This is a genomic window from Candidatus Krumholzibacteriia bacterium, from assembly GCA_029865265.1.
Lineage (GTDB): Bacteria > Krumholzibacteriota > Krumholzibacteriia > WVZY01 > JAKEHA01 > JAKEHA01.
On the sequence record JAOUHG010000003.1, the window covers coordinates 20,041 to 46,268 of the forward strand.

A 26,228-nucleotide genomic window follows, 5' to 3' on the forward strand; every position below is an offset into this window, starting at 1 on the left:
AAATGACTTTCAACGAACTCACCGCGGGCAGGATCCGCGAGACCATCAAAAGCACCCCCGGTGTTTCCGAACGAAACATGTTCGGTGGTGTTTCCTTCATGCTCGAGGGAAACATGTGCTGCGGGGTCATCGAGGACAACCTGGTGGTGCGCGTGGGCCCCGGTGCCTACGAAGCGGCGCTGCAGGAACCGCACGCGCGCCCCATGGACTTCACCGGCCGGCCGCTCAGGGGCTTCGTCTACGTGGACCGGGCCGGCTACGAGGCGCCCGGCGCGCTGCAGGGGTGGATCGAGCGCGGGGTGGCGTTCGTACGAACCCTTCCCCGCAAATAGCGCGTCAGCGCACCAGCACCAGGCGGCGTGTCTGCGTTTCCCCCGCCGCCTCGACGCGCACAAAGTACACGCCGGCGGCAACCCGCTGCCCGTTCCCGTCGCGGCCGTCCCATCGGACTCCTCCCGGCCCGGCGGGACGGGCGGCATCGAGCAGAGGAACCACCCGGCGGCCGCGCACGTCGAACACGTCCGCGCGCACGCGCGCGCCGCGTTCCAGTTGCCAGCGCACGAGGGTCTGGTCTCCAAAGGGATTTGGCGATGCCAGCAGCAACGAGAAGGCCGGTGGCGTGGTGGCGTTGCCAACCGCGGTCGCCGGCGGGTCGATCTCGTCGAGGAGCCAGACGGCGTTGGCCAGCGTCACGGTAACGTGGGGCTCGTTGACATCCGGTATGAAGAAATTGTCGAAGGGCATATGCGACGCCAGGTCGGGATCGCCCGCGATGTCGTAGAACGGATCCGTGGTGGCGATATCCAGCGCACTCACCGAGGGGATGAAGCAATGGTTGTCATACTCGGCGAGAATATCCCCGAACGGCGCCGTCACCGAGTCCATCTGCGCCATCGAGTTGCGCGATCCGCCGGGCGCGTTGTCCCAGGGCAGCGTTGCGGAGACGGTCACATTCAGCGTTTTTGTGGTACCGATGATGGGGTCCAGGAGCCCCTGCAGTATCTGGGTCGGTCCCCCGTCGGGAACCGCCCACACATTGCCGCGCACGATGGCCAAAAAGCCGTTGTACTCGTAGGTGATGATCTTTTCCCCCGCGGCAAAGCCCTGGCCGGCGCCGATGCCGCTGCCGTTGGACAGGGCGACGACGCGCGGCTGCGACGGATAGTCACCCAGCCCGGCCAGTTCTCCCGCGAAAACCGCGCGCAGCGGGTCGGCCTCCCCGGTGGCGCCGGCGGGCGTGGTGTGATGGTACAGCAGCATCTGGCGCGCGGCCGGCGTATCGAGACGCGTGAGCAGATCGGCGGCTTCCGTGGAGTTACCGGAGAAGAAATCCAGCCAGTACTGGATGCCCAGCGGAATGTTGGCGCCCGCGTGCGGCACGTCGAACGAGACGAAGTTGCGCACGCGGTGCGGGTCGGCGTTGCTCTCCATCCACGCCAGCGCATAACGGGACACGAGACCGCCCATGCTGGCACCCACCAGCGGATACTCGTCCGCCGGGCCAATCAGCGCCTGCACCTGGTGCAACAGGTCCACCAGCACGAAGGCGTTGCGCTGGATGTATTCGGTGGACTCGGTGAAGTCGAGCACCACGGCATCGTAGCCGCGGTTGCGCAACTCCTCCACCAGCCCCTCCTGGTTGAGCAACGCATAGAGCTCATCCCAGTTCATGGTGTTGTCGATATCGAACCCCTCGACCACGACAGCGGGCCGGGTGAGCACGGCATGGCCGGCGGCGAGATAGACAAAGGCGCGTCCGGTGGCGGTGCCGCCGTTGTAGGCCTGCGTCCCGGTGAGGGGGATGGTGTCGTTGGGTGCGGGGGTGACCAGTGCGCGCACCTCGAATCCGAACGCGGCGTGGCGCGTCTCCCCACCCGAGCCGATTGCGCGGACACGCACGCGGTAGTTTCCGGTGGCGGGATAATGCACGGCCACGGGCTCGTTCCACTGCAGACGCCGGTAACCGGCGCCGTCACCGAAGTCCACCTCCACGCGCGCGGGGCGTTCGGCGGCGTTGCCCACGAACAGGCGCGGGTCGAGGACGAACTCGGTTTCCGCGCCGCGGTAGGTGTAGCCGCGCAGCGGTGCGGCCAGAAACGCGCGCTCCGTCTGCAGCGCGCCGGCATCCAGCACGAGTCGGTCGTTTTCCACGCGCGCGGCGCCGGATTGTGCCGCAGCCGCGCGGATGCGGTCGTAGCGTACATCCACCAGCGCGATGCGCAGCCTGAGGCTTCCGTCGTCCCGGAACGCGCGCATCCCCGGCCACGCGGGAACCTCCAGCGAGGCCCGCGTGAGCTCGAACACCGCCTGGCGCAACGTGGCCGCATTGGCCGCCGGCGCGGTGGCCGTCCCATCGAAACGATCGACATGCGCGAGCGGCAGGGCGAGGTCGTAGAGAATACCGCTGGGCACCTGTGTGCGAGCGACCTGCGGGTTGGCGGCGAGGACGGGAAGCGCAACGGCGAGTGCGCCCAGCAGCGCAATCAAACCCGCCGTCCGGGGATGGTTTCTCATGGTTCGGTCTCCTGGTGGACGCGGTAATGATGGATGCGTGCATACATGGTATCACGAATCGCCTGTTTGAACCTTCCCGAGTTTCCGCTGCAGATCCTGTTGCGCGCGCACCCGGACTGGCGCGACCAGCCGGTTGCGGTGGTCGATCGCGACACCGCCCAGGGCACCATTCTGTGGTCAAACGAGCGGGCGCGGGAGAGCCGCATCCTCCCCGGAATGCGCTACGCCGCTGCCCTCTACCTCGCACCCGGCCTGCGCGCGGGCGTGGTTGCACAAAACGACATCGACGCCGCCACGGGACTGCTCATCGAAGCGCTGCGTTTCTATACCCCGGATATCGAGCCGTCGCGGGAGGAGGCGGGCGTGTTCTGGATGGGGGCGTCGGGCCTCTCGCTGCTCTACCCTTCGTTGCTCCGGTGGGCGTATCTGGTGTACGAGGAGGCAATGCGCGCGGGCTTCGAGGCGGGCGTCGTGCTGGGATACTCGCGCTTCGCCACCTATGCGCTGGCCCGGGCGTCGTCGCGCCCGCGTGTCGAGGTGAGTGAGAGCGACGCGGAGGAACGCGCGCGCGCCGACGCGGTCCCCCTTTCACGCCTGAATCTGGACGCGGACACCCGCGATACGCTGGCCCGGCTGGGTATCACCACGCTCGGCGGTTTTCTGGCGCTGCCCGGCACCGGCATCCGCAAGCGCTTCGGCGAGCGGGCCCAGAGCCTGCACCGGACCGCAAAGGAAGGACTGGCCGCGCCCCTGCAGCCGATGGTTGCGCGCGAACCCGCGCGCGCCGTGGTGAATCTGGACGATCCCGAAGGCAACCTCACGCGTCTCATGGCGGTGATCGAGCGCGAGGTGCAGACACTGGCGCGGCGCCTCGACGAGCGCGCCGAGGTGCTCACCGGTGTGGCGCTGCAACTGGAGTTCGACGACGGAACCACCGCCGCCGAGCGCCTGCACCCGGCTTCTCCCACGCTCGACCTCATGCAGGTGACGGAACTGCTGCAACTGCGCCTGTCCGGAACCCTCACCGCGCACGCGGATGCACGCGGCGTCACCACCATTCGTATCGAGCTCGAGGGTGCCACCGCCACACACGCGCAGACGGATCTCTTCGCGGCCCGCCCCGCCCGCGACACGGCCGCGGCCGCGCGGGCCCTGGCGCGCGTGCGCGCGGAACTGGGCGATGACGCGGTGGTCAAGGCGGTGCTGCGCGACGGACATCTTCCCGAAGCACGATTTGTGTGGGAGCCGGTGACCACCGTGCCCATGCCGCAACCCCGGTCCATCGCGGCGACCCCGCTGGTGCGGCGCATTTTTTCCCGCGCGGTCCCGTTTTCACCCGGCCGCAGCCGCGACGCGAGTGCGGAGTTGATCCGCCACATCGATGAGGGCACGGTGCGCGAAACCTTCGGGCCGTACGTCATCTCCGGCGGCTGGTGGACGCGCGAGGTGCAGCGCGAGTATTACTTTGTTCGTACCGCCGGTGGACGATCGTTGTGGATGTTCTACGACCGCCGGCGCATGGGCTGGTTCATCCAGGGCGAGGTGGAGTGACGCGCGAGCCCGGGGCGCCTCCGGGCCCGCGCCACGGATCAGTCGCCACCGCCGCAGCAACCCGAGCCGCAGCCGCAGCCATCCTCGTGAATCGTCTTCATGGGGCACCTCCTTCCTGCATGAGAAACAGCCTCCCTGCTTCCCCGATGGCGCTCCCGCCATGGGGACCGTCTGGTTCCTCCCCTTGTTACGTAAGCGGTCTGGTGGCGCGCACGAAGGCGCTCATAAAGGCGTCATCCACCGCGTCCAGCACGTCATCTCCGATTGCCGAGCCGATGGCGATGGCCCTTGCGTCGTCACGGGAGTAGATGCGCGTCGGCACCACCTCGATCTCCACGAAGCCGGCTTCCTTCAAAAGGTCCCGGTACGTCCACTCCTCGAGCGCGCCTGCCACGCAACCGCTCCACAGTTCGGCGTTGCGACGGATCTGGGCCGGCATCTCCCGGCGCACCACGATATCGCTCACCGCAAAGCGCCCGCCCGGTTTCAGCACCCGGAACGCCTCCTGCAACACGCGGCGCTTGTCCGCGGACAGGTTGATGACACAGTTGGAGATGACCACGTCCACGCTGCCATCGGCCATCGGCAACGCCTCGATCTCACCCTTGCGGAACTCCACGTTGCTCACCCCGGCCTTGCGCTGGTTCTCGCGCGCGAGGGCGAGCATTTCATCCGTCATATCGATGCCGTACGCGAAGCCGGTGGCGCCAACGCGCCTGGCTGAGAGCAGCACGTCGATGCCGCCGCCAGAGCCCAGGTCCAGCACGGTTTCTCCCTCGCGCAGTTCGGCGAGCAGGGTGGGATTGCCGCATCCCAGCGATGCGAGCACCGCCGCCTCCGGGAGCCCGGTGGTCTCGTCGAGCGAGTACAGGTTGGCGGTAATGGGCCCCGCGTCCGCTCCCCCGCCACCGCAGCACGACGTGCTCCCCCGGCTCGATACCTGGCGCGCGGCCTGCGCATAGCGGTCGCGCACCACGGCCCGGATGCCCTCCGCGCTGTCGAGGCTCTCCGACTTGTCCTCGTTGCAGGCGCAGTTTCCACCACAGCATTCCTCCGCATCCGGAGCCCCCGCCGCCACGTAGCGCATAAGGCGCGCGTTCTGTGGACAGATGGACGCGTACTCGCGCGACGCGCGTATGGGATCGGGGGCCTCGCCACGGCCCAGCGTCCGGAAGCCAAGACGCTCGAAATAGCGCGAGGCGTCGGTGGTAAGCAGATGCACGGAATGCAGTTGCCGCTCCCGCGCCCATTCGATTCGATTGTTCACCAGCGCCTCGGCCACCCCACACAGGCGCCACTCGGGTGCCACCGCCACCGAACGCAGCAGGCCGTGTTCGCCATGCGTCTCCAGACCCGCCACGCCCACCACGTGCCCGTCGGCTTCCGCCACCACGTATCCCTCGCCGAACTGGTCCATCAGCCCATCCCACGGGAGCTTCGACAACGCAAGCAGCGCGCGCACCGACGCAAGGTCGCCGCCCTGCGCGGACCGCAACGTCCATTGGTGGGTGGGCTTGCGCGGCCCGCTCGAAACAACTCGTTCACTCATGGCAACACTCCTTTTTCGTTGTTATTGACAACTATTTCAGCAAAAGAAAACTATTCCGACACGCCCGTGCTTGTGCAGCAGTTGGAAGCGCTGACACCCATGCGCTTCGCCGTCGCGCGCGCCAGGTTGCGGATCAACTCCGTGGCCGCGCGCCTTACCTCCGGTGTGAGCCCGGCGAGCAGATCCCTCTCCTCCTCGATCAACCTGATTTCGATTCTCTTGTGCAGGTTGCGGCCACGCGCGGTCAGCGCAATTTCCAGCGCCCGCGCGTCGTCGGGGTGCGTGGACCGGGCCACGTAGCCTTTGCGCTCCAGCGTCTCCACCACGCGGCTCGCCGTGCTCTTGTCGAGGAACAGCTCCCGCGCCAGGCTGCCCAGGGTCATGGTGCCGCCCCGCGACAGTGCCTGCAGCGCGTAGCACTGTGTCACCGAGACGTCGTTGCAGCAGATCAGGTTGCGGTCGCGGAACTGGTACAGGCGCACCAGGTCGCCCAGCGCCTCGTACAGCGCGCGGGCGTCGCGATCGAGGGCGGCGTCCTGCCGGGATTTTGTGGGTGCGGTCGGAGTCACGGGATCCTTTCGTTGTTACTCGCAACTATGTATCCCGCACCCGCCCCGGTCAAGGGTCTTTTTTGCCCTCAGCGCGAATCGCCCCCGGCTCGAGTTCAACGCCGAGGCCGTCGGCGATGCGGTTGACGAAGGCGTAGTAGGCCGCGATGGCGCAGGCGTCGTGGATGGCGTCGTCGTCGAACCCCGCCGCCCGCAGACCGGCGATGTCCCCCGCCCCCACTGCTGCCGGCGTGCGCGTGAGCTTGTCGGCGTAGGCAACCAGCGCCCGGTCGGCAGCGGCCAAGGGGAGGCCCGATGGGGGCTGGTCGCGGAGCGCCGCCAGCAGCGTGTTCTGCGCGTCCGCCGAAACACCCGCGGCGGTCAGGATGCGACGGAGCCCCGCCCCGTGGTGCTCCAGTCAGTAATGGCACCCGTTGATCCCCGACACCCGCACCGCGATCAGCTCGCGCTGGCGCCGCGTCAGCGGTCCCGGCGCGTACATGAGTTCGCGGTACAGGTCGTAGTGGTGCCGCATCACCGCCGGGTGGACGCCGTGGATGCGGATGATGTGGTCGGTGTCGGGGACACGCGCGTCCCCAGGAATCTCGTCTTCGTGGATGTAGGGGATGTACGCCATGAAAACCTCCCAGCCTCAGGGTGCGGTGTAGCCGCCGTCCACCAGCATGGACGTGCCGGTTACAAACGATGCGGCGTCGGAGCACAACCAGACCACCATCGCCGCCACTTCCTCCGGTGTTCCCATGCGTTTCATCGGGTGCAGGCCGGCGATGGCGGTGTACGTTTCGGTGCCCTTTGATATGCCGGCGTGTTCGAGCAGCGGCGTCTCGATGAATCCGGGACACACCGCGTTGACGCGGATGCCACGCGGGGCGTATTCGATGGCGGCGGTCTTCGTGAGCCCCAAGACGCCGTGCTTGGCGGAGACGTACGCGGCCGCCCCGGCAAAACCAACCGTCCCCAGGATCGACGCCATGTTCACGATGGAACCGCCGCCGTGTTCCAGCATGGCCGCGATCTCGTGTTTCGTGCACAGCCACACACCGGTCAGGTTGACACCGATCACCTGCTCCCACGAGTCCTCGGGGTAATCACCGGTCAACGCGTTGACCCCGCCGATGCCGGCGTTGTTGCACGCGCAGTCCAGGCGGCCGTAGTGTTTTATCGCCGATTGAACCAGGGCGCCGACCTCGGCGGATTTCGAAACGTCGCAGCGGGTGAAGATCGCCTCGCCCCCGAGCCTGCGGATATCTTCCAGCGTTTCTTCCGCGGGGGTGATGTCGGAAACAACCACCTTCGCCCCGTCGGCCGCCATCGCCACCGCGCACGCCCGGCCGATACCCGAACCGGCGCCGGTCACCAGCGCCACCTTGCCGTCCAGAACACCCTTCATTGCCATCACCTTGCCTTGCAGACATTTGTCTGTTATCATTGTGCGGCCATGAATCGCCTCGCCTCGCTCGCAGCTTACGCCCCCCTGTGGTGCAAATCCAACTTCTCCTTCCTCGAGGGCGCCAGCCACCCCGACGAACTGGTGGAGGAGGCGGCCCGTGTCGGCATCCGTTCCCTCGCCCTCACCGACCGCGACGGTGTCTACGGGCTGGTGCGCGCGTTCGTGAAGGCGCGCGAACTCGGCGTCCAGTTGATCACCGGCTCCCAGGTCACCTGCGAGGACGGTTCCCACATCGTCCTGCTCGCCACAGACCGGCGCGGCTACGCCGGTCTGTGCAACCTCATCTCCGCCGGACGCCTGCGCTCACCCAAGGGCGAGAGCGTGGTGCGCTGGAACGAGGTCTACGAGCACGCGCCGGGGCTGATTGCGCTGTGGGGCGGCGACGGCAGCCTCATTGCCGGCGTCACCGACCCCGTGTTCGTCGCGCGCGACCTGAAGAACGCGTTCGGCGACCGGCTCTACGCCATGGTCACGCGCCACCGCCGCGCGGAGGACGTCACCGTGGAGAAACGCCTCCGCGAGCGTGCCGCGCGCTTTCGCATCCCCACCGTGGCCGCAACCGAGGTGCTCTACCACACCCGCGCACGCCGCGACTTGCAGGACGTGCTCACCTGCATCCGCCACGGGGTAACACTCTCCAACGCGGGGCGCATCACCAAACCCAACGCCGAGCACGCGCTCAAGTCACCCTACGCCTTCGCGTCGCTGTACGAAGACGACCTGGCGTCCGTGTCACGCACGGAAGAAGTGGCGGCACGGTGCACGTTCTCGCTGGTGGAGATCCGCTACCGCTATCCGCTGGAGGCGCTGCCCGACGGCAGCGGCGCCTTCGAGCACCTGCGCCAGTTGACCTTCGCGGGCGCGAAGGAACGCTACCCGCGCGAACGCTTCCCCGCCGGCATTCCGCCGGAGAGCACGGCGCAACTGGAGAAGGAACTGCGCATCATCCACGAACTCGAGTACGAGGGTTACTTTCTCACCATGCACGAGATCGTGCGCTTCTGCCGCGCCCGGAACATCCTCTGCCAGGGCCGCGGCTCGGCGGCCAACTCCGCCGTCTGCTACTGCCTGGGCATCACCGCCGTCGACCCGGTGCGCATGGAACTGCTCTTCGAGCGTTTTATTTCCAAAGAACGCGCGGAGCCGCCCGACATCGACCTCGACATCGAGCACAACCGCCGCGAAGAGGTGATCCAGTGGGTGTACGAGAAATACGGGCGCACCCACGCGGCCATGGTGGCCAACGTGGTGCGCTACCGCGCGCGTTCGGCGGTGCGCGAGGTGGGCAAGGTGCTCGACATCCCCGACACCACCGTCGACCGCGTGGCGCGCCTGCTATCGCACTACGACGACGTCACCCCCGCGTCACTCGACCGCGCTGGCTTCGACGCCGAGACACCGGCGCACCGCCACCTCGCGCGTCTCACCGCCGAGATCCAGGACTTCCCGCGCCACCTCTCCATCCACCCCGGCGGTTTTTTGCTGGGCCACGAGCCGGTGAAGGACCTGGTCCCCATCGAGAACGCCACCATGGCAGGGCGCACGGTAATCCAGTGGGACAAGGACGACCTCGAGTCCCTCGGCCTGTTCAAGGTGGACCTGCTGGGGCTGGGGATGCTCACGGTGGTCAACCGCGCCTTCGATCTGCTCGGTGCCCACCACGGGCGCCACCTCACCATGGCCACGGTGCCGGCCGATGACGAACCCACCTACGCCATGATCCGCCGCGCCGACACGGTGGGCACCTTTCAGATCGAGAGCCGCGCCCAGATGGCCATGCTGCCGCGCTTGAAGCCACGCCACTATTACGATCTGGTTATTGAAGTTAGCATTGTGAGGCCCGGCCCCATCACCGGGGGCATGGTGCATCCCTACCTGCGGCGCCGAAACGGCGAAGAGCCGGTGGTCTATCCCCACCCGAGCCTCGAACCGGTGCTCAAAAAGACGCTCGGCATTCCCCTCTTCCAGGAGCAGGTGATGAAGCTCGCGGTGGTCGCGGCGGACTACACGCCGGGCGAGGCGGACCAGTTGCGCCGCGACATGGCGGCGTGGCGGCGCAGCGGGCGGCTGGAACGCCACCGCGAGAAACTGGTCTCGCGCATGCGCGCCAGGGGAATCGAGGAGGAGTTCGCCGAGCGTGTGTTCGAGCAGATCCGCGGCTTCGGCGACTACGGCTTCCCCGAGAGTCACGCGGCCAGCTTTGCGCTCATCGCCTACGTGTCCGCGTGGCTCAAGCGTCATTACATCGACGCCTTCACCTGCGCGCTCCTCAACGCACAGCCCATGGGTTTCTACTCACCCGCCACACTCATCGAAGACGCCAGACGCCACGGGCTGGTCGTGCTGCCCGTGTGCATACGCGAGAGCGCGTGGGACTGCACCCTCGAGCGCAGGGACGATTCCCTCGCCGACCTGGGGCGCCGCCACCCCGGCGACTTCGGCGCGCGTTCCTTTGCGGTGCGCATGGGGCTGCGCTACGTGAAGGGACTCGCGTCGGCCACCGGGGAGCGTATCCTCGCCGCGCGGCGCGCGCACGCCTTCGCGTCGGTGCAGGACGTGGTCACGCGGGCCGCGCTCGACGAACGCGCACGCTCAAAACTCGCCGAGGCGGGGGCGTTCGCGGTACTCGAGCCGGGACGGCGCGAAGCCCTGTGGCAGGCACGCGGCACCCGGGAAACCGTGCCCATCGAGATGTCCGGCGACGAACGCGACGTCGCCTTTGCTGAGCTCTCCGAACTGGAGACGGTGGCGTGGGACTACGAGACCACCGGCCACAGCACACGCGGGCACCCGCTGGGCGCGATGCGCGCGCGCCTGGCGGCACTCAGTCTGCCCGACGCGCGCGGCGTCAATACCCTTCCCAACGGCCGCCGCACGCGCTATGCCGGGCTGGTGATCGTACGCCAGCGCCCGTCCACGGCGAAGGGCGTCGTGTTCATGACGCTGGAGGACGAGACGGGCTTTGTGAACGTGGTGCTATGGAAGGACGTGTTCGACCGATATGCCCTGCTGGCCAGGACCGCGTCGTTCCTGGGGGTAACGGGAAAGATCCAGCGCGAATCCAATGTGGTGCACGTGGTGGCGGAATCGCTGTGGGAACCGGACTCCCTGCGCGCACCCGCGCGCGCGCGCAGCCGCGACTTTCACTGAGTTCAGACCTCGCTCCGCAGGCGCACGCCACCCCGGTACAGCAGGATCACCGCCGGCATCAGCACCAGGTGATACAGGCCGCTGCTGTTCACCGGATCGAAGACATTCACGTCCAGCGCCTGGATCGCCGACGCCGCCAGCATGATCAGGATACCGCCGATCATCTGCCATGACCCGCTGCCATTTCGGATGCCCAGCACGCTCATCAGCAGCAGAAAGAGCAGCGCCGGCACATAATTGATGATGACGGCGGCGTAGGATCCATTCACCTGGATCACGATGGCATAGACCACCAGCTGAACCAGGCCCGCCGCCATCAGAACGCGCCGCACGCGCGCGGTGAAGAACTGGCACGCCGTCGTCATGAGCATCAGGAACGCCACCGCGCCGATGACCAGCCAGTTGGTGCGCTGAATGGCATACCGCGGCAGTCCCTGCCCCTCGAAGAAGCCGTGGTCGATGCCCCCCAGCAGGGCCGACAACCCCAGCAGCAGCATCATGCCGCTCCAGAACCAGGCCGCCGAAAAGCGGCTGCCGCGCCGCTGCGCCAGCATGCCGGCCAGAAAGAACGCCTCGCAGGCCAGCAGGAAGTTGGTGATCGAAGTAACGCCGAGCGCGGTCATGCGGCGGGAGCCTAGCCCCCCCGCGGGCGAGGCGCAAGGGATCTTCAAAAAGTGCGATTTTTCCTTCGAAACGCCGCGCGAATTGCGCTAAAGTTATGGACTGCGATAGCCATCTCCCGGTGCACCGCCCCTGACCATCTCATCCGCACCGCACCGGGACCGCATACCCTGCGGCACTTCTGTGCATTACCGAACCAACCGGTTGCCCCCCGCAACCAGCACGGAGGATTTCAGCCATGCGATCATCTCCCCGGCATTACACAGTCTCATGGATTGTCCTTATAACCACCTGCGCCGCGCTCGCGGTCTTTGCGCCCGGCGCATTCACCGATGACAGCACGCCGATTACCGGCGCGCCCCGGGGGTGGACACGGCCCGCTCCGGAGGCGTCGTCACCGCCCGATTTTCCGGCTCTCGAAACGTCTGCTTTTGAGGCCGCGGCACCCGACGAGGCCCGCTGGATCAACGGCGAGCTGCTCGCACCGCTCCCCACGGATCCTGACCTCCGCCGCCAGGCGCTCCAGCAGGCGGCAGCGAATGCCGCTGCGACCCCCTCCGCTCCGGGTGTTGTACACACCACCGGTGCCCAGGGTGGCAGCGATGTTTCGCTCTCGGGCGGTCGCTCGACCGATGACAACATCCCGCACGTCGAGCCGTACATCCCGGCCGAGGTGCGCAACGGCAAGAAGACCTGGAATCTCAAGCTCCCCGATCAATTCGTCGCCGATCCGCAGCTCATGCTGGGCGTCGATCCGGAGAGCGGCAAGGCCCTGAATCAAAACGAACAGGACCGGGCCATCACCACATCGTTCGCGCCGGCGCTGCAGCACCAGTTCGAGGGCATCGGCCAGACCAACCTGACCCCGCCGGATTGCGACCTCTCGGTGGGACCCAGCCACGTGATGGCGGTCGTCAACGCGCGTTTTGCGATATACGACAAGTGCGGAAACAACCTCTACGAGAACAACATTGCCACCTTCGTTGGCAACGGCACGGATTTCTTCTTCGACCCCAAGGTTGTCTACGACATCTGGGACGGACGCTGGTACATCACCTGTCTGGTCCGCAACAATTCGACCCTGGCCTCGTGGGTCATCCTGCTCTACTCGGATGACTCCAACCCGATCGGGGCATGGAACTGGCATTACCTCGACTTCCGCCTCAACGGGGGTACCAGCACGAACTTCTGGGCCGACTATCAGGATGTTGGTACGGACCCGAACTCAATTTACATCAGCGCGAACATGTTCAACTGGTCGAGCCCGCCCGCCTTCCAGTACGCGAAGCTGCGCTGCCTCGACAAGGCGGACGTCCTGGACGGCGGTGGCGTGTGCTGGTGGGACTACTGGAGTCTGACCAACCCCGGCGACGGGAGTCTGGCCTTCTCGCTGCGAACCAGTGAGATGATCTCCTACCCGAGTGCCTACTGGCTGGTCAACTCCGTCAGCTACGGTGCGTCATTCATGACGGTATGGAAGGTCACCGGGGCCACCGTGTGCACGGGCCCCACACTGACCAGCTACAACATGCCCACAGCAGCCTACGACGATCCCCCGGCCGCGCTGCAGCCCAACGGCACCTACGTGGATTGCGGCGACGCACGCCTGCAGAACTCGGTGTACTACAACAGCAACGTGTGGGCCGGGCACGCGCGGCGCGTCAACTGGAGCGAGCCCACGGATCGATCCGCGGTTGCCGTGTGCCAGTTCAACCCCAACACGCTCGCGGTCAACTTCTACGTGGGCTTCGGGGCCGCCGGGCTCTACTACGCCTACCCCGCGGTCAACTTCGACACGGCCCTCAACGGCATCGTCGCGTTTTCCCGCGCGGGGCCGACCGAGAACCCGGGCTCGCGCTACGCGGACCTCGCCAACGGCGGTCCCTGGGGAAGCAGTGCCCTGCTCATCTCCGGCAACACCAGCTACACCGGCAGCAGCGACGCCGGCACCCTCGCCGACCCGTATCGCTGGGGTGACTACTACGGGGCCGCCCTCGACCCCATCAACTACCGCGCCATATGGATGTACGGCGAATACACGGTGAACGCCTTCAACTGGGGCACGCGCGTCGGCGTGGTGTCGCCGCAGGGCCCCGGTGTGCTGTCGGTGACGCCATCGCCCGGACTCGTATCCGGTGGCCTGGCCGGCGGTCCGTTCTCGCCTTCCGGCATCAACTATACGGTCAGTAACACGGGCAACGCCCCGCTCACCTGGTCGCTCTCCGGCGTCAACACGTGGAATTCTGCGTCGTCGACGGGCGGACAGCTCGGAGCGGGCGGGTCGACGATTGTGAGCATCAACATCGACGCCTCGGCGAACGCCTTCGGGCCGGGCATCTACACGGACGCCTACACCTTCGCCGATTGCTACAGCGGTGCGGCGCTCGGGCGCAGCACCGTGCTGCACGTGGGTGCGGATGGTTCCTGCGACGGCTCCCAGCTGGCGCTCACGCCGGGTATCGCGCCGCCCAACTACGGCGCGGACGGAGCCACCTATGAGCGCGGGGTCTACATCACCGCCATCAAGGACTTCAGACTCTGCGCGATGGCCTACAAGCTGGAGTTGTCGAGCCTGCCGCGCACGCTGACGGCGCGTATCTACGCGGCCAACGGGGTCACGCGCGGCGCGCTGCTGGCGACCGGCAGCATCGCCATCACCCAGCAGGGCAACGTGCTCCACCACGTGCCCATCAGCTACACGCTCCAGTCCTGTCAGGACTACGAACTGGTGTTCGAAATCGCCGGTGGCGATGCGTGGGAGTGGTGGAGTGAGGGCGGGATTACCGAACCGTTCGACGTGGGTGGCGCCATTCGTGTCCGCGACGGTTCCCTTAACGGTGGTGCCGGCAACACGGCGCTGCCCCACATCGAGATCACCGGCATCGCGGCACCCAACCCGGCGATGCTCAGCGACCTCGGCGGCCCCGGGGCGCCTCCGAATTCCGCCCCCGACGACAACAACGAGCGCGGCATCTTCATCAAGGCGCTCGACACCGCCCAGCTGTGTGCATTCGGGTGGGAAGCCGACCTTCCCGCCGGTTCCCAGCTGACCGCACGCGTCTACCGGGCCACCGGCACCGTCCGTGGCGCGCTGGTCGCGGAAGGAACCTACACGGTTCCGTCTTCCGGCCTCCAGTTCCACGACATCCCCATCAACTACCAGTTGGAGGAGGGCCGCGACTACGACCTCGCCGTTGAGTTCGGCGTCACCAACTCGTGGCCGTGGTGGGACGAGAACACGTTCGCGGAGCCCTACGACGTGGACGTGTTCCGGGTGGTCGATGCGGAGGCGTTTGGCTCGGCCATCAACTACGCGTTGCCCCACTACCGGGCAAGCTGGGAGGAGAAGACCGGAGGTTCGCCCTTCGATCTGCGCAAGATCACCGACGTGCTTCCCCCACCCAACAGCGCCAACCAGCCCAACTCAGAGTACGGCGCGTTCGTGACGTCCAACATCAGCCAGCAGGTCTACAGCATCGGCTGGATGGCGGACGTTCCTGCCGGCCAGCCCATCATCGCCAACGTGTACGATGCAACCGGCATCGTGCGCGGCGCGCTCCTCAGCACGGGTACCGTGATCTCGTCGGGTCCCGGCATGCGCTGGCACGACATTCCGCTGGCGGCACCGCTGGTGGCGGGCCAGGACTACGACATCGCCATCCAGTGGGCAACTATCAACGAGTTGCGCTGGTGGAGCGACACCTCCGGGTTGCCGTACACCATCAACGGCGTCATCACGGTTCGTGACGGCGAGTCCCAGGTGTATGGCGGCGCCGGCAACACCGCACTCATCCACATGCGCATGCACGCGTGCGATGAAAACGCGACACCGGTGCTGGACGGGCCGCAGAAGACACCGTTCTTCATGGCGGCGCCCGCACCCAACCCGATTGCCACCTCGGCTCGGCTGAACTTCTCGCTGGAGGAGGACGGTCCGGTGACGATCACCGTCTACGACGTGGCGGGACGCCGCGTACAGACCCTGATCGACGGTCAGCATACGCCGCGGGGATGGCACAGCATCGACCTCAACTCGAGCGGGTACGCCAGCGGCGTGTACTTCCTCAAGATGCAGTCGAACGCAAAATCGCTGTCGCGCAAGTTCGTGGTCGTGCACTGACCGCGACGGAAGCAAGGCAGTAACGCACAAGGGGCCGGCCACCGTGGCCGGCCCCTTGCCGTTGGCGTCAGCGCGAGGTGGCAACCAGTGCGCGCAGCAGACCGCGGAAGATGATGCGGTGTACGGGATAGAGACCGTACCAGTAGATGAGCCCGCCCAGTCCCCGCGGCGCAAAGAACGCGGTCTGTACCAGTGTGGTCCCGGTGTCGTCCGGTTTCGCCTCGAACTCGAGCCAGGCGCGTCCCGGCAGCTTCATCTCGGCGCGCAGCCGCAGCAACCTGCCGGCCTCAACGGCCTCCACGCGCCAGAAATCGAGCGCATCCCCGACGCGGACGTCCACAGGATCGCGCCTGCCGCGACGCATCCCGACACCACCCAGCAGGCGATCCACCACGCCCCGCAACCGCCACGACCAGTTCCAGAACAGCCAGCCGCGTCGACCGCCCAGACTTGCGAAGTTCAGGAATGCGTCCCGCGGCGCGGCGGCCACACGCGCCTGCCGGCGCTCCATGATCATGCCCTCGCGCGTGCTGAGGACCAGCGGCGGCCGGTCCCCCTGCGAGGTCATCAGGGCGTCGCTCCACGACGACTCAACGCGGTTCGCATCCAGTTGCGAAAGCGCCAGGCGCACCGCGCGGTCGTAGTCCATGGGCACGATCGATGGGAAGAGGCTTCGGGCCGATGTGTCCCGCACCACGACCTCACTGCGCAGCCCCTCCACCAGTGGCCGCGCGATTACCGACGGGACCGGCGTCACGATGTGCACCCAGTACGACGACAGGCGCGGCGTAAGCACCGGCACCGGGAGCAGTACCCGCCGCAGACCCCGCGCGCGCGCGTAGCCGGTCATCATCTCACCGTAGGTAACCACGTCGGCCCCGCCGATTTCGACCACGCGCCCGGCCGACTCGCTGCTCGACAACGCCGCCACCAGGTAGTCCACCACGTCGTCAATCGCGATCGGCTGCGTACGCGTATAGACCCAGCGCGGACAGATCATCACCGGCACGCGCTCGGCCAGGTAGCGGATCATCTCAAATGACAGGCTTCCCGAGCCGACAATGACCGCGGCGCGAAACTCCGTCACCGGCACGCCGGCCTCACCCAGCGTAACCCCCGTTTCCTGACGCGAGCGAAGGTGCGCGGACAGGGCCGTGGTGCTGTCTCCGAGCCCGCCCAGGTAGATGATCCGGCTCACCCCACCCGCGGCCGCGGCGGCTCCGAAGTTGCGCGCCGCCAGCACGTCGCGCTCGTGAAATCCCGCCCCGCTGCCCATGCTGTGAACCAGGTAGTAGGCCGCGTCCACACCCCGCATGCACGCGTCCAGTGACTCCCGGTGGAGAACGTCGCCGGCGACGATCTCCACGCGATCCACCCAGCGCCGGCCAGCCAGCCGCGCGGGATCCCGCGCGAGGCAACGCACGCGGTGTCCCGCCGCCAGCAGTGCGGGCACCAGGCGCCCCCCGATGTAGCCCGTGGCACCGGTTACCAGGATCGTCATGGCCCCACCACCATACGTGTGTCTCGACGGGATTCGAGTACTCCAGCTATCATCGCGACAAGTTACGAACGAAAGGACGACCCATGCAACTCATGCTGAACTGCCTGTGGATGACCCGCGCGGAGGAATTGCTGAGAGGTGCCGAGGAACTCGCCCCGGCCGACATGACCAACGCACGAACCCGTGCCGCGGGCCACAACCAGCGCGCCATGGCGGCCATCGTCGCCGAGTTCACGGTGGCGCGGGAGAATCTGCTCGCACGCCTGGACGCCGCCACCGATGACGACGTCACCCGCGCCGCCGTGCACCCGCGCCTCAAGCGGCCCATGCGCCTGGTCGACCTGTGCTTCTTCGTGGCCGAACACGACGATCATCACCTGGCGGTTGTTACCCGCGCGCTGCGCGCCCAGGGCCACTGAAGCCGCCTAGCGGTACGCCTGCGGATGCCGGGTGTGGAAGTCGGTGGCTTCCTGGTATGCCCTGGCCACCGCCAGCACGGTGGCGTCCCCGTAGAGCCTGCCCATGAAGGTGATGCTGGTCGGTTCCCCGTCCTCGTCGAAGCCATTGGGCAGCACCACGCACGGGTGACCGGTGAGATTGGTGATCAGCAGGTTGTCACCGCCAAAGCTCGGGGTGATGTACACGTCCACCGGCAGTTTCTCCATTTCCCGCATCAGCTCCGTGCGGATGCGATTGGCCTGGATGTACTCGACGGCGGGGATGAACCGCGCGGCGCGGAACGTGTTGGGCCACGCGTTCTTGATCTGCCGCACCATAAGATCGTCGCGATTGCTGCGCGTGAGGTCGTCGAACGCAGCCGCCGCCTCCGCGGAAAGAATGCACCCCAGCGGTGATGCGTCCATCGCGGGCAGTTCGATGGGGGTCAGGGTCGCTCCCAGTGCGCGCAGCTTCTCGAGTGTTGCGTTGTCGCGCTCCCGGTTGGGGTAGTCCTCCTCGAACATGGACTTGACGAAGCCGATGCGGAGATCCGCGAGCTTGACATCGGGACGATAGGCGAACGGCCCGTCGACCACCGCAGGGTCGATTCCATCGGCTCCACGGATGGCCTGGAAGACGATCGCACAATCCTCGACCGACCGGCAGATGGGCCCGATCTTGTCCATCGACCACGACAGGGCCATGGCACCGGCGCGGCTCACGCGGCCGAACGTGGGCCGCAGGCCGGTGGTGCCGCAAACGGTGGACGGCGAGACGATGGAGCCCCAGGTCTCGGTTCCGATCGCAAACGGCACCAGCCCCGCCGCGGTCGCCGACGCCGATCCCGCCGAAGAACCGCTGGACCCCTTCTCGGTGTTCCAGGGGTTGCGCGTCCTGCCCCCGAACCAGACGTCGCCCCAGGCCAGCGCGCCCAGCGTGGTCTTCGCCACCAGCACCGCCCCGGCTTCATCGAGCTTGCGGATCACGGTGGCGGTATCGTCGATGGTCTGATCCCGGTACGGCATGGCGCCCCAGGTGGTCTTGGTCCCCTCGACGGCCAGAAGGTCCTTCGCACCGTAGGGCATCCCGTGCAGCGGTCCGCGGTACTTGCCCCTGGCGATTTCCGCATCCGCGCGCCGGGCCGCATCCATCGCGCGCTCCTCGGTGAGACTCACCACACACTCGAGCGCCGGTCCGTATCGCTTGAGACGAGCGAGGTACATGGTGGTGAGTTCGACCGACGTCACCTGCTTCGTCCGGATGAGCTCGGCCAGATCGGCGACGGGCCAGAATGCGACATCTTCCAGATTGGCGGGCCGCTTGACCTTGCGGGGCTTGCTCCAGCGCGGACCGGACGAAGCGGCGGGAGGCGGACCGGACGCAAGTCGCAGTACCAGCGCGGGCGGAACCGCGTTTGGTACCGGCGTGGCCCTCATGCTCCCGTAGCCTTCCAGATAGTCGGCGAGGTCGGACTGCATGGAGTCCCGCTCCGCGTCGTCAAACTCGAGCCCGATGATCTTCTCGGCGCCGGCGATGTCGCTCTTCGAGAACGGCAGATCCCCCTGCGCCACGCCCACTATATATCCCACGGCCAGGGCCGTCGTCGAAATCGCAAGCACGGCACGAATACGCATTATCTTCCCTCCAGGACCGCTAGCATCTCATCCACACGAACGAACTTCTCGCGCGGTTTTCCCACCGCGGCGCCCCGCGCCACTTCCGCCGCATCGATGCAGCGCCAGTCTTCGTAGGACACCACGCGCACGCCCCGCTCCGCGAGCAAAGCGCTAACCGCGTCCCGCGACGGCTCCTCGCACGCGGGCAGCGCAGGAATATCCGCCAGCACGTGTTTGACCGTCTCGAAGCTGTCCGGCTTGTTGGTGCCGATGATCCCCGACGGGCCGCGCTTGATCCAACCCGCCACGTACAGCCCCGGCACCGCCTTGCCGTCCCGCGTGATGCGCCCCTCCAGGTTGGCGAATACACCGCTGCGGTCATCGAAGGGGATGCCGTCGATGGGAACGCCCCGGTAGCCCACGCTGCGGAACAGGACACCGCAGCGGACCGTCTCGGTGACCCCGGTTCCGCGCGCCTTCTGCCGTCCGGCGTCGCCCGTCAGTTCGTTGCGTTCCATGAGCACCGACTCCAGATGTGACGCGCCCTGCAGCTGTTGCGGCCCCCGGTAGAACTGAATCATCAGGCGACGACTCTTCCCCGCGGGTGCACGGGCCGCGAGGTTCTTCAGGAGCTCGTAGTTCTTGATGGCGTCGCGCCACTTGAGTTCTTCGAGCTCCGCGCGGCTGGCCGCGTTGAGTTCGAGTTCCACGGGGTCCACCAGGACGTCGCAATCGGCAAGTTCCCCGAGTTCCTTCAGTTCGGGAGGCGTGAACGCGGCCTGCACCGGCCCGCGCCGGCCCACCATGCGCACCTCGCGCACCTTCGAGTCCGCCAGCACATCCAGCGCGTGGGCGGCGATGTCGGTGTGCTTGAGTTCGTCCACGGTCTTGGCCAGGATGCGCGCCACGTCCATGGCAACGTTGCCCTGACCGATGACCACAGCGCACTCGTGGGAAAGGTCGAAGTTGTGATCGCGGTAGGCGGGGTGCCCGTTGTACCACGCCACGAACTCGGTGGCGGTGTAGCTGCCGGGAAGATCCTCGCCGGGAATGCCGAGGCGGCGGTCGGTCTGCGCGCCGGAGGCAAACACGACTGCGTCGTAGAAGCGCCTCAGTTCCATGACGCTGATATCGCGTCCGACCTCGACATTGCCGAACAACGCGAAGCCCGGATGCCCCGCCGTCTTTTCGTAGCGGGCGATGATGTTCTTTATCTTGGGATGATCGGGCGCAACCCCGTACCGGACGAGGCCAAACGGCGCCGGCAGCGCCTCGAACATGTCAACCTGGGTGGACGCTCCACCCGCAAGAAGCGCCTCTGCGGCGTAAAATCCGCTGGGTCCGCTGCCCACCACTGCGATGCGGAGCGGACGGTCCCCGCGCACCATCGTGAACCCCTTTCTCGGGAAATGCCGCACACCGCGCTTTCAGTCGGCGGCGGCAGGACGGGCGAGGGACAGACCTCGGCCCAGGTTCCCTCGACGACGATCATCTTCGTGCGCGCCGTCTGGTGTCGCATGCGGCGCGCATCCCGGTACTCCGGAGACTCGAGCCACTGACGGGCTCGATCGATGCTCTCGAATTCGAGGATTACCACACGTCCGGGGTTCCAGTCACCCTCGAGAATCCTGGTACGTCCGCCGCGGGCCAGGTAGCGGCCGCCGTACAACGCGACGGTCTCACCCGCCATGGCCTTGTAGCGCGCATACCCCTCGGGGTCGGTGATCTCGATGTCCACAATAACGTACGCCGACATGTCATTCTCCACTTATCAGGGCGCGGCCGGGAGGCTGCGCAGGTAGGCCGCAACCGACTCCCCTTCCCGCTCGCGCAGGTTCACGCAGTCAGATATCTGCTCGGACACCTTGGCCATGCTGGCGCCGGTACCCTCCACCTGGTGCTCCGGATCCGCAAAGAACTTCTGCGCGGCCTCCATGCGCTGCTCCGAACACCCGCTCACGAAGTACGGGAAGTACGACGTGAACTCGGGCGGCACGCGCGCCGCCAGCGCCGTGTAGTTGTGGGTCATCCACTTGTACACGCGGTCGCGCCCCTGCTCGGTGGCAAAGAGACCGGCGACCACCTGCCACATGTCCGTTGGGCGGACATTGTCGCTCAGCACGTAGCCGAGGGTGGCATCCTGCAGGGCGGGATCCTGGAAACGTCCCAGCGCCGCCAGATATCGGTTCTTCTCCGTCGGATTCTTGGAATTCTCGTAGTGCGCGCGGAACTCTCCGTACAGCGCCTCGTCGCCATCAATCGCCGCCACCCCGAGCACCGCGCCCGCAACCGAGGCGTCGACTGAACTGGGATCCTCCAGGTAACGGGCGGTCATCGCCTTGCAGTAGGCGCGCACGGCGGGGTCGCGCCCGTCGTCACCCAGCATGCGGATCATTCCGGGCCGAATCCCGGCGACCACCTCGGAGTCGTTGTCGCGCGGCTCGATGCCGTAGCGCTCACGCGCCGGCCCCAGCGCCCGTTGCACGTAGGCGGCATACTCGGTGGTCAGGTCGTCGCTGACGAACGCCCCGCGCAGACCGTTCAGATCCTCGATCACGGCGGAAACGATATCCGGCTCCGGCGTCCCAGCGAACGACGCGGCCAGCGCCAGGTATTCGTCACCGCTGATCTCCCCGGCCGCCAGCAACGCGCGCGCGTTGGACAGGAAGCGCGCCCGCTCGCGCTGGCCCATGGTCTGGTCCGGAGCGGATGCAATCTTTACCATCATCTCCGCGGGAACGATCCAGCGGTAGTAGCCGGCGCCGCCCTCGTCGGGCATCACCCATTCGACGTGGCCGGGAACCTCGACGCGCTTCGACTCCTTGTCCAGGAGCACGACCCGCGTCTGCACGTTCTTCCCATCGGAGATCTTCAGGCGCACCGGCACCGTCCACAGCGCCGGCGTGGCGTCACCGCCGTGGTTGACGAATCGCTTCTGCGATACCGTCAGGACGCCACCGTCGCCCACTTCCACACGCACCAGCGGAAAGCCGGGCTGGTCGAGGAAGCTCGAGAGCAGGGGCTCGAGGTTCGCGTCCGCCGCGTTGGAAAGCGCGGCAAACAGGTCCGACCCCACGGCATTGCCCCACGCATGGTCGTGCAGGTACTGGCGCACACCGCGCCGGAATGCCTCTTCACCAATGAACTGCTCGGTCATGCGCAGCACGGTGCGCCCCTTCTGATAGGCGAGACCGATGTCCTCCATGATGTCGTTGCCGGAGTCCACCTTCTTGCGCACGGGGGTGGTGGACTTGCGCGCGTCGCCCATCATGGTCTGGTTGACCTCCTGGGCGAAGTCGCTCTCCAGGTCCGCGTCGGGATACAGCTGTACGGCGATCTTCTCCGAGAGCCAGTCCGCAAACGACTCGTTGAGCCACAGGTCATCCCACCACGCCATGGTGACGTAGTCTCCGAACCACATGTGCGCCACTTCGTGTGCGGTGACGAAGTCGAGCCGCCGCATCTGGGCTTCGCTCGACGTCTCCGGGTCGACCAGCAGCAGGCGGTCACGGTAGGTGATCGCACCCGGGTTCTCCATGGCGCCCGGCCAGTACTCGGGCACAGCAATCAGGTCGAGCTTTTCGTAGGGATACGGAATGCCGAAGTAGTCCTCCAGCGCCGCCACGATCTTCGCCGTGGTTGTTGCCGCGTACTTGCCCAGCTTCTTCTGTCCCTTGGTCATGTAGACGCGCCCCGGCACCTTCATCCCCGTAATGGGAACGCTCTCGAGCGGCCCGGCAGCGATGGCGATGAGGTAGGTGGAGGTTGGCGGCATCTTCTTGAAGACGATCGTCTTGTCGGCCGCGCCCATGATTTCCTTTTCGACTGGTGCGTTGCTGACCGCTTCCTGCTGCATGGGTACCGTCACGGTCAACTGGAAGGGAATCTTGTAGATCGGTTCGTCCCAGCACGGGAAGGCCTTGCGCGCGTCCATGGCCTCCATCTGCGTGAACAGGTAGCCGCGCCCCTCGTACACGACACGGTACAGGCCCACCGCGCGGGTGTTGTACGGCTTGGAGAACGAAATCGACAGCGTGTAGGCGCCGGGCGCCAGTTCGGATGCCGCGGTCGCGCGCTGGGTGCCGCGGTCGCCCGCGGACGCGATCTCGACGCCAACGCCCCCCCCCTCGCCACGCAGCTCGACTGTGTCGAGTGTCATCTCCTCGGCGTGGAAGAGGAACTCCCGGGTGGGACGCTCGACGCGCAGGTCGATACGGACCGATCCGGTGTAGTCGTCCTTGTCGGCATCGAGGTCCAGTTCGATGGCCATGAAAGTGGGGGCGACGTTCGGGTCCAGCCGGGGCTCGTCCGCGAGGGACGGCACCACCGCCAGGACGACGAGGAACAAACTGATCCATGCCGGAACCGGCCATGACCTGAGTCGCATGAGATCCTCCGAGTAGGTGGCAAGTGCGCGTGACGGGAAAGGCGGAATTCTAACACATTGCCGGGACTACGGCGGCGGCGGCGGCAGGGTTTCAGCGGCCCTTGAGGGCGTTGGCGATCCAGAAGGTCCGGTGCACCGAGGTGATCACGGTTCCCACCGCGATCAAGACCACGCTGGCCGCAACCACCGTGCCCTCGCCCCGTCCCAGGGCAGCCGACAGGGTGGGATCGAGGATGGACCCCAGGCCCAGGATGATCATGCGCTCGGCGCGCTGCATCATTCCCACCTTGCACAGCACGCCGAGGCTCTCGCCGCGGGCGCGTGTGTAGCTCACCAGCAGCGAGCCCCCCAGGGCCACCACCACTGCCAGCGACCTCCAGCCACCGGCGAAATAGTAGGCCAGGCCCGCGAAGGCGAAAAACTCGGTGAATCGATCCAGGGTGGAGTCGAGAAACGCGCCGCGCGCGTCCGCAACATGCGTGGCGCGGGCCACCTCCCCGTCCATGACGTCGGCCAGACCGCTGACGAAGATAAGCGCCCCGGCAACGGGATGATGACCGGTTGCGTACGCCACCATGCTGCCCAGACCGCAAACGATGGCGAACATATTATAGAAGAGCGGGCTCAGGCCGGCGGCCACCGACCCGCGGGTCACCGGGCGGATCAGCCAGTAGAACCAGTTGCGCACCCAGAACCCGAGGACGAACGTGCCCCCGCGCCCGGTGCGATCGTCCACCACGCGTCCCGCCGCAGTCATCCGGTAAGCGAGCATCGTCACCAGCGCGAACCCCACCACACACACCAGCGAAACAATCTCCGGCCTCATGCATCGCTCCCGTCCGCCGGCGTGCCGGCTCCCCGGTTTGGATCGTTGTCGCGCATGGCGCGAATCACGCGCAGCGCCTTCGGCCAGAGAAAAATGATCGGGAAGCGCCGCTCCGATTTGGTGAGTTCGATGCGCACCCCCGAGCGGCGTTCGATCTTGCGCACGATATAGTCCAGCCAGTCGTCGAAGGTGAGCATGTACTTGAACCAGCGCAAGGTGGCGCGAAACTTCGAACGCCGGAAGAAGTGCCCCACCCGCCAGCGATGCCGCCGCGTGGGCCGCTTGACGAGCCGGTAGCGATCGTCCTCAACCGCCATGTCGCCCTCGGCGACAGCCCCCTGGAGGACGCGTTCGTAGGCGAGGCGGAAGAAACTCGACTGCGCGTTGTACACCTCGAGCACACGCGAGCGCGCCTCGGGCCGGATCTCTCCGGCGTAGGACACCTCCAGCATTCGCTGGCAGTATTCCATCACGTTGAATGTCTTCTCCAGGAACAATGGCACCCAGTCCAGCGTGAGGTAACGGGCCGCCTCGATGCGGCGTTCCATCGCAATGCGATCCTTTGTGGAGCGGGCGTAGACGATGTGCACGCGCTGCGACAGCCGGCCCCGGAAGAAATGATCCTTCGCGTCCGCCGACATTTCGTGGGCGAGATCCCCCTCGGTGACAATGAAGCACTTGGCGCCGGCGCGCAGGCCACCCGGGTCGTTGAGATAGATGATGTTGGGCGGCAACACCCGGTTGAGGGCCGCCATGATGCCGCTGTGCCGCGACGTGGGCAGCCGCGAGCCGATGGACTCGTAGAAACGCAGGTAGTTCTCGACCACGACGAACAGGTCGGCGGCGCTTCCCTCGCCGGGCGATGTCCCCAGCAACCGCGAGCCAAAGAACACCACCCCCACCAGATTGCGCCCGCATGCCTCGCTCAGCAGGTCGACGATATCGCGGACTTCCGGCGGAACCTGGTCGGGTGCGGCCACGCTTGCACCGGGAAACGGGCGCACCACCTCCCGCGCCGCGCCCCCGGGGCGCAACGGCCCGCTCACGACGACATCACCGGTTCGGCCGGCTCGCGGTCGCGGTGTTGTGATGCTGGCTCATCGCGTCTCATCTGCGCCAGCTTATCACACATGGTCCGCTCCAGCCGGTCGATGAATTCATCGTGGTTGTCGCGTCCGGTTCCATCGTACTCAAACGGCCCCACCGCTTCCGCCCTGCAACGCATGCGCGACACGGTACGGACGAAATCGGGCAGGCGCGCGCTCTTCCACATGCCATCGACGACGAGCACGTGCACCGTCCACGGCCGGGCGGACAGGAACGCGTGCAGCCCGGCCCGCTTCCAGGTTTGTATCTCGCCGTCGGGCGTGCGATGCCCCTCCGGGTATATGACGATGGGGTGCTGCGCGGCACGCGCCAGTTCCCCGAGGCGCTCGATCTCCGCGCGTCCCTTGCGGCCCGGGTAGACGGGGATGTGTCCGTAGAGACGCAGCATGTGCGAGACGAGGGGGACGCCGCGCAGGTAGCGGTAGTGGGCCACCATCTGCGGATACCCGTCGGGCACGCACAGGAATGCGAGCACAATGTCGACCAGCGACTGGTGGTTGGAGACGATGAGGATGCCGCCCTTCGTCGGGACGCGCAGACCGACGTCGAGCCGCGCGCCGAACAACCGAAGCAGCCCGGCGGTCGAATCACGCCCCAGGCGGACGTGGAATCGCAGCAGGGGCTCGAGTCGGCCGGGTGCCAGCAGGGACACCGGCGTGACCGTCACCCACAGCAGAATCTCGAGCGCGACGAACGTCACGCCGACACACAAAAGTGCTATTATTCCAATCAGTTGCCGAATCAATATCATGTAGTCTGGTAAGGTAATTGCACGGGTCCCGGTGGCACCCTGCGCTTCCCCTAAATGGCTTGACGCACCGAGAACGAT

19 protein-coding genes and 2 pseudogenes are annotated in these 26,228 nt (G+C 66.7%); 5 read left to right on the forward strand and 16 right to left on the reverse strand.

All coding sequences use genetic code 11. The features are described from left to right. Positions 1–2: 2 nt before the first annotated feature. Positions 3–332 carry a TfoX/Sxy family protein gene (locus OEX18_02385; GenBank protein MDH4336108.1) on the forward strand — a complete coding sequence of 110 codons (330 nt, stop codon included), beginning with the start codon at positions 3–5 and terminating at the stop codon, positions 330–332. 4 nt (positions 333–336) lie between these two features. On the opposite strand, the gene OEX18_02390 is transcribed toward OEX18_02385, so the two are convergent. Then, positions 337–2,514: a T9SS type A sorting domain-containing protein gene (locus tag OEX18_02390; protein MDH4336109.1), complete on the reverse strand. Its 2,178-nt coding sequence runs from the start codon at positions 2,512–2,514 to the stop codon at positions 337–339. Positions 2,515–2,559: 45 nt separating this feature from the next. On the opposite strand from OEX18_02390, the gene OEX18_02395 reads away from it, so the two are divergent. Continuing rightward, positions 2,560–4,065 (forward strand): DNA polymerase Y family protein, encoded by a 1,506-nt coding sequence (locus OEX18_02395; protein ID MDH4336110.1) that lies wholly within the window; start codon positions 2,560–2,562, stop codon positions 4,063–4,065. A 187-nt stretch (positions 4,066–4,252) separates the two neighbouring features. Here OEX18_02395 and OEX18_02400 read toward each other — a convergent pair whose 3' ends face one another. From OEX18_02400 to OEX18_02425, 6 genes and pseudogenes are all read right to left on the reverse strand, one after another. Then, positions 4,253–5,050 (reverse strand): arsenite methyltransferase, encoded by a 798-nt coding sequence (locus OEX18_02400; protein ID MDH4336111.1) that lies wholly within the window; start codon positions 5,048–5,050, stop codon positions 4,253–4,255. Positions 5,051–5,158: 108 nt separating this feature from the next. Further along, positions 5,159–5,614 (reverse strand): annotated as a pseudogene (gene arsN2 / locus OEX18_02405) (arsenic resistance N-acetyltransferase ArsN2). A 50-nt stretch (positions 5,615–5,664) separates the two neighbouring features. Continuing rightward, complete coding sequence (locus OEX18_02410) at positions 5,665–6,183, reverse strand: MarR family transcriptional regulator (protein ID MDH4336112.1); 519 nt, start codon at positions 6,181–6,183, stop codon at positions 5,665–5,667. 49 nt (positions 6,184–6,232) lie between these two features. Beyond that, positions 6,233–6,466: a hypothetical protein gene (locus tag OEX18_02415; protein ID MDH4336113.1), complete on the reverse strand. Its 234-nt coding sequence runs from the start codon at positions 6,464–6,466 to the stop codon at positions 6,233–6,235. A gap of 114 nt (positions 6,467–6,580) precedes the next feature. After that, positions 6,581–6,799, reverse strand: coding sequence for a carboxymuconolactone decarboxylase family protein (locus OEX18_02420; GenBank protein MDH4336114.1), 219 nt, complete (start codon positions 6,797–6,799; stop codon positions 6,581–6,583). A gap of 15 nt (positions 6,800–6,814) precedes the next feature. Continuing rightward, positions 6,815–7,573 carry an SDR family oxidoreductase gene (locus OEX18_02425; GenBank protein MDH4336115.1) on the reverse strand — a complete coding sequence of 253 codons (759 nt, stop codon included), beginning with the start codon at positions 7,571–7,573 and terminating at the stop codon, positions 6,815–6,817. 48 nt (positions 7,574–7,621) lie between these two features. Between OEX18_02425 and OEX18_02430 the strand changes: the two genes are divergently transcribed. After that, entirely contained in the window at positions 7,622–10,783 is a 3,162-nt protein-coding gene (locus tag OEX18_02430) for an error-prone DNA polymerase (GenBank protein ID MDH4336116.1), read from the forward strand. Between the two features lie 2 nt (positions 10,784–10,785). Here OEX18_02430 and OEX18_02435 read toward each other — a convergent pair whose 3' ends face one another. Continuing rightward, entirely contained in the window at positions 10,786–11,406 is a 621-nt protein-coding gene (locus tag OEX18_02435; GenBank protein MDH4336117.1) for a hypothetical protein, read from the reverse strand. 236 nt (positions 11,407–11,642) lie between these two features. Here OEX18_02435 and OEX18_02440 point away from each other — a divergent pair, with 236 nt between their 5' ends. Beyond that, positions 11,643–15,524 (forward strand): T9SS type A sorting domain-containing protein, encoded by a 3,882-nt coding sequence (locus OEX18_02440; GenBank protein MDH4336118.1) that lies wholly within the window; start codon positions 11,643–11,645, stop codon positions 15,522–15,524. A gap of 67 nt (positions 15,525–15,591) precedes the next feature. Here the strand turns inward: OEX18_02440 and OEX18_02445 are convergent, their stop codons facing one another. Next, the gene (locus OEX18_02445; protein ID MDH4336119.1) at positions 15,592–17,025 is read right to left on the reverse strand and encodes an SDR family oxidoreductase; all 1,434 of its coding nucleotides are present in this window, start codon (positions 17,023–17,025) and stop codon (positions 15,592–15,594) included. Between the two features lie 83 nt (positions 17,026–17,108). Here OEX18_02445 and OEX18_02450 point away from each other — a divergent pair, with 83 nt between their 5' ends. After that, positions 17,109–17,444, forward strand: coding sequence for a DinB family protein (locus OEX18_02450; protein ID MDH4336120.1), 336 nt, complete (start codon positions 17,109–17,111; stop codon positions 17,442–17,444). Positions 17,445–17,450: 6 nt separating this feature from the next. Here the strand turns inward: OEX18_02450 and OEX18_02455 are convergent, their stop codons facing one another. From OEX18_02455 to OEX18_02485, 7 genes and pseudogenes are all read right to left on the reverse strand, one after another. Continuing rightward, entirely contained in the window at positions 17,451–19,097 is a 1,647-nt protein-coding gene (locus tag OEX18_02455; protein MDH4336121.1) for an amidase, read from the reverse strand. Further along, the gene (locus tag OEX18_02460) at positions 19,097–20,467 is read right to left on the reverse strand and encodes an FAD-dependent oxidoreductase (protein ID MDH4336122.1); all 1,371 of its coding nucleotides are present in this window, start codon (positions 20,465–20,467) and stop codon (positions 19,097–19,099) included. Before OEX18_02460 ends, OEX18_02455 begins: the two co-directional genes overlap by 1 nt. Positions 20,468–20,553: 86 nt before the next feature. Beyond that, positions 20,554–20,835: pseudogene (locus OEX18_02465) on the reverse strand (DUF1330 domain-containing protein). Between the two features lie 15 nt (positions 20,836–20,850). Beyond that, a complete protein-coding gene (locus OEX18_02470) occupies positions 20,851–23,466 on the reverse strand; it encodes a M1 family aminopeptidase (protein MDH4336123.1) in 2,616 nt (871 codons plus the stop codon). Positions 23,467–23,557: 91 nt separating this feature from the next. After that, positions 23,558–24,292, reverse strand: coding sequence for a CDP-alcohol phosphatidyltransferase family protein (locus OEX18_02475; protein MDH4336124.1), 735 nt, complete (start codon positions 24,290–24,292; stop codon positions 23,558–23,560). After that, on the reverse strand, positions 24,289–25,338 hold the full coding sequence (locus tag OEX18_02480) for a hypothetical protein (protein MDH4336125.1): 1,050 nt from the start codon (positions 25,336–25,338) through the stop codon (positions 24,289–24,291). Before OEX18_02480 ends, OEX18_02475 begins: the two co-directional genes overlap by 4 nt. Then, on the reverse strand, positions 25,335–26,099 hold the full coding sequence (locus OEX18_02485; protein MDH4336126.1) for a 1-acyl-sn-glycerol-3-phosphate acyltransferase: 765 nt from the start codon (positions 26,097–26,099) through the stop codon (positions 25,335–25,337). The genes OEX18_02480 and OEX18_02485 overlap by 4 nt, the downstream gene beginning before the upstream one ends. Positions 26,100–26,228 lie beyond the last annotated feature (129 nt).

Coding starts and splice junctions, on each gene's coding strand:
- OEX18_02385 (MDH4336108.1), top strand. CDS start 3: ATGACTTTCAACGAACTCACCGCGGGCAGGATCCGCGAGACCATCAAA.
- OEX18_02390 (MDH4336109.1), bottom strand. CDS start 2,514: ATGAGAAACCATCCCCGGACGGCGGGTTTGATTGCGCTGCTGGGCGCA.
- OEX18_02395 (MDH4336110.1), top strand. CDS start 2,560: ATGGTATCACGAATCGCCTGTTTGAACCTTCCCGAGTTTCCGCTGCAG.
- OEX18_02420 (MDH4336114.1), bottom strand. CDS start 6,799: ATGGCGTACATCCCCTACATCCACGAAGACGAGATTCCTGGGGACGCG.
- OEX18_02425 (MDH4336115.1), bottom strand. CDS start 7,573: ATGAAGGGTGTTCTGGACGGCAAGGTGGCGCTGGTGACCGGCGCCGGT.
- OEX18_02430 (MDH4336116.1), top strand. CDS start 7,622: ATGAATCGCCTCGCCTCGCTCGCAGCTTACGCCCCCCTGTGGTGCAAA.
- OEX18_02435 (MDH4336117.1), bottom strand. CDS start 11,406: ATGACCGCGCTCGGCGTTACTTCGATCACCAACTTCCTGCTGGCCTGC.
- OEX18_02440 (MDH4336118.1), top strand. CDS start 11,643: ATGCGATCATCTCCCCGGCATTACACAGTCTCATGGATTGTCCTTATA.
- OEX18_02445 (MDH4336119.1), bottom strand. CDS start 17,025: ATGACGATCCTGGTAACCGGTGCCACGGGCTACATCGGGGGGCGCCTG.
- OEX18_02450 (MDH4336120.1), top strand. CDS start 17,109: ATGCAACTCATGCTGAACTGCCTGTGGATGACCCGCGCGGAGGAATTG.
- OEX18_02455 (MDH4336121.1), bottom strand. CDS start 19,097: ATGCGTATTCGTGCCGTGCTTGCGATTTCGACGACGGCCCTGGCCGTG.
- OEX18_02460 (MDH4336122.1), bottom strand. CDS start 20,467: ATGGTGCGCGGGGACCGTCCGCTCCGCATCGCAGTGGTGGGCAGCGGA.
- OEX18_02470 (MDH4336123.1), bottom strand. CDS start 23,466: ATGCGACTCAGGTCATGGCCGGTTCCGGCATGGATCAGTTTGTTCCTC.
- OEX18_02475 (MDH4336124.1), bottom strand. CDS start 24,292: ATGAGGCCGGAGATTGTTTCGCTGGTGTGTGTGGTGGGGTTCGCGCTG.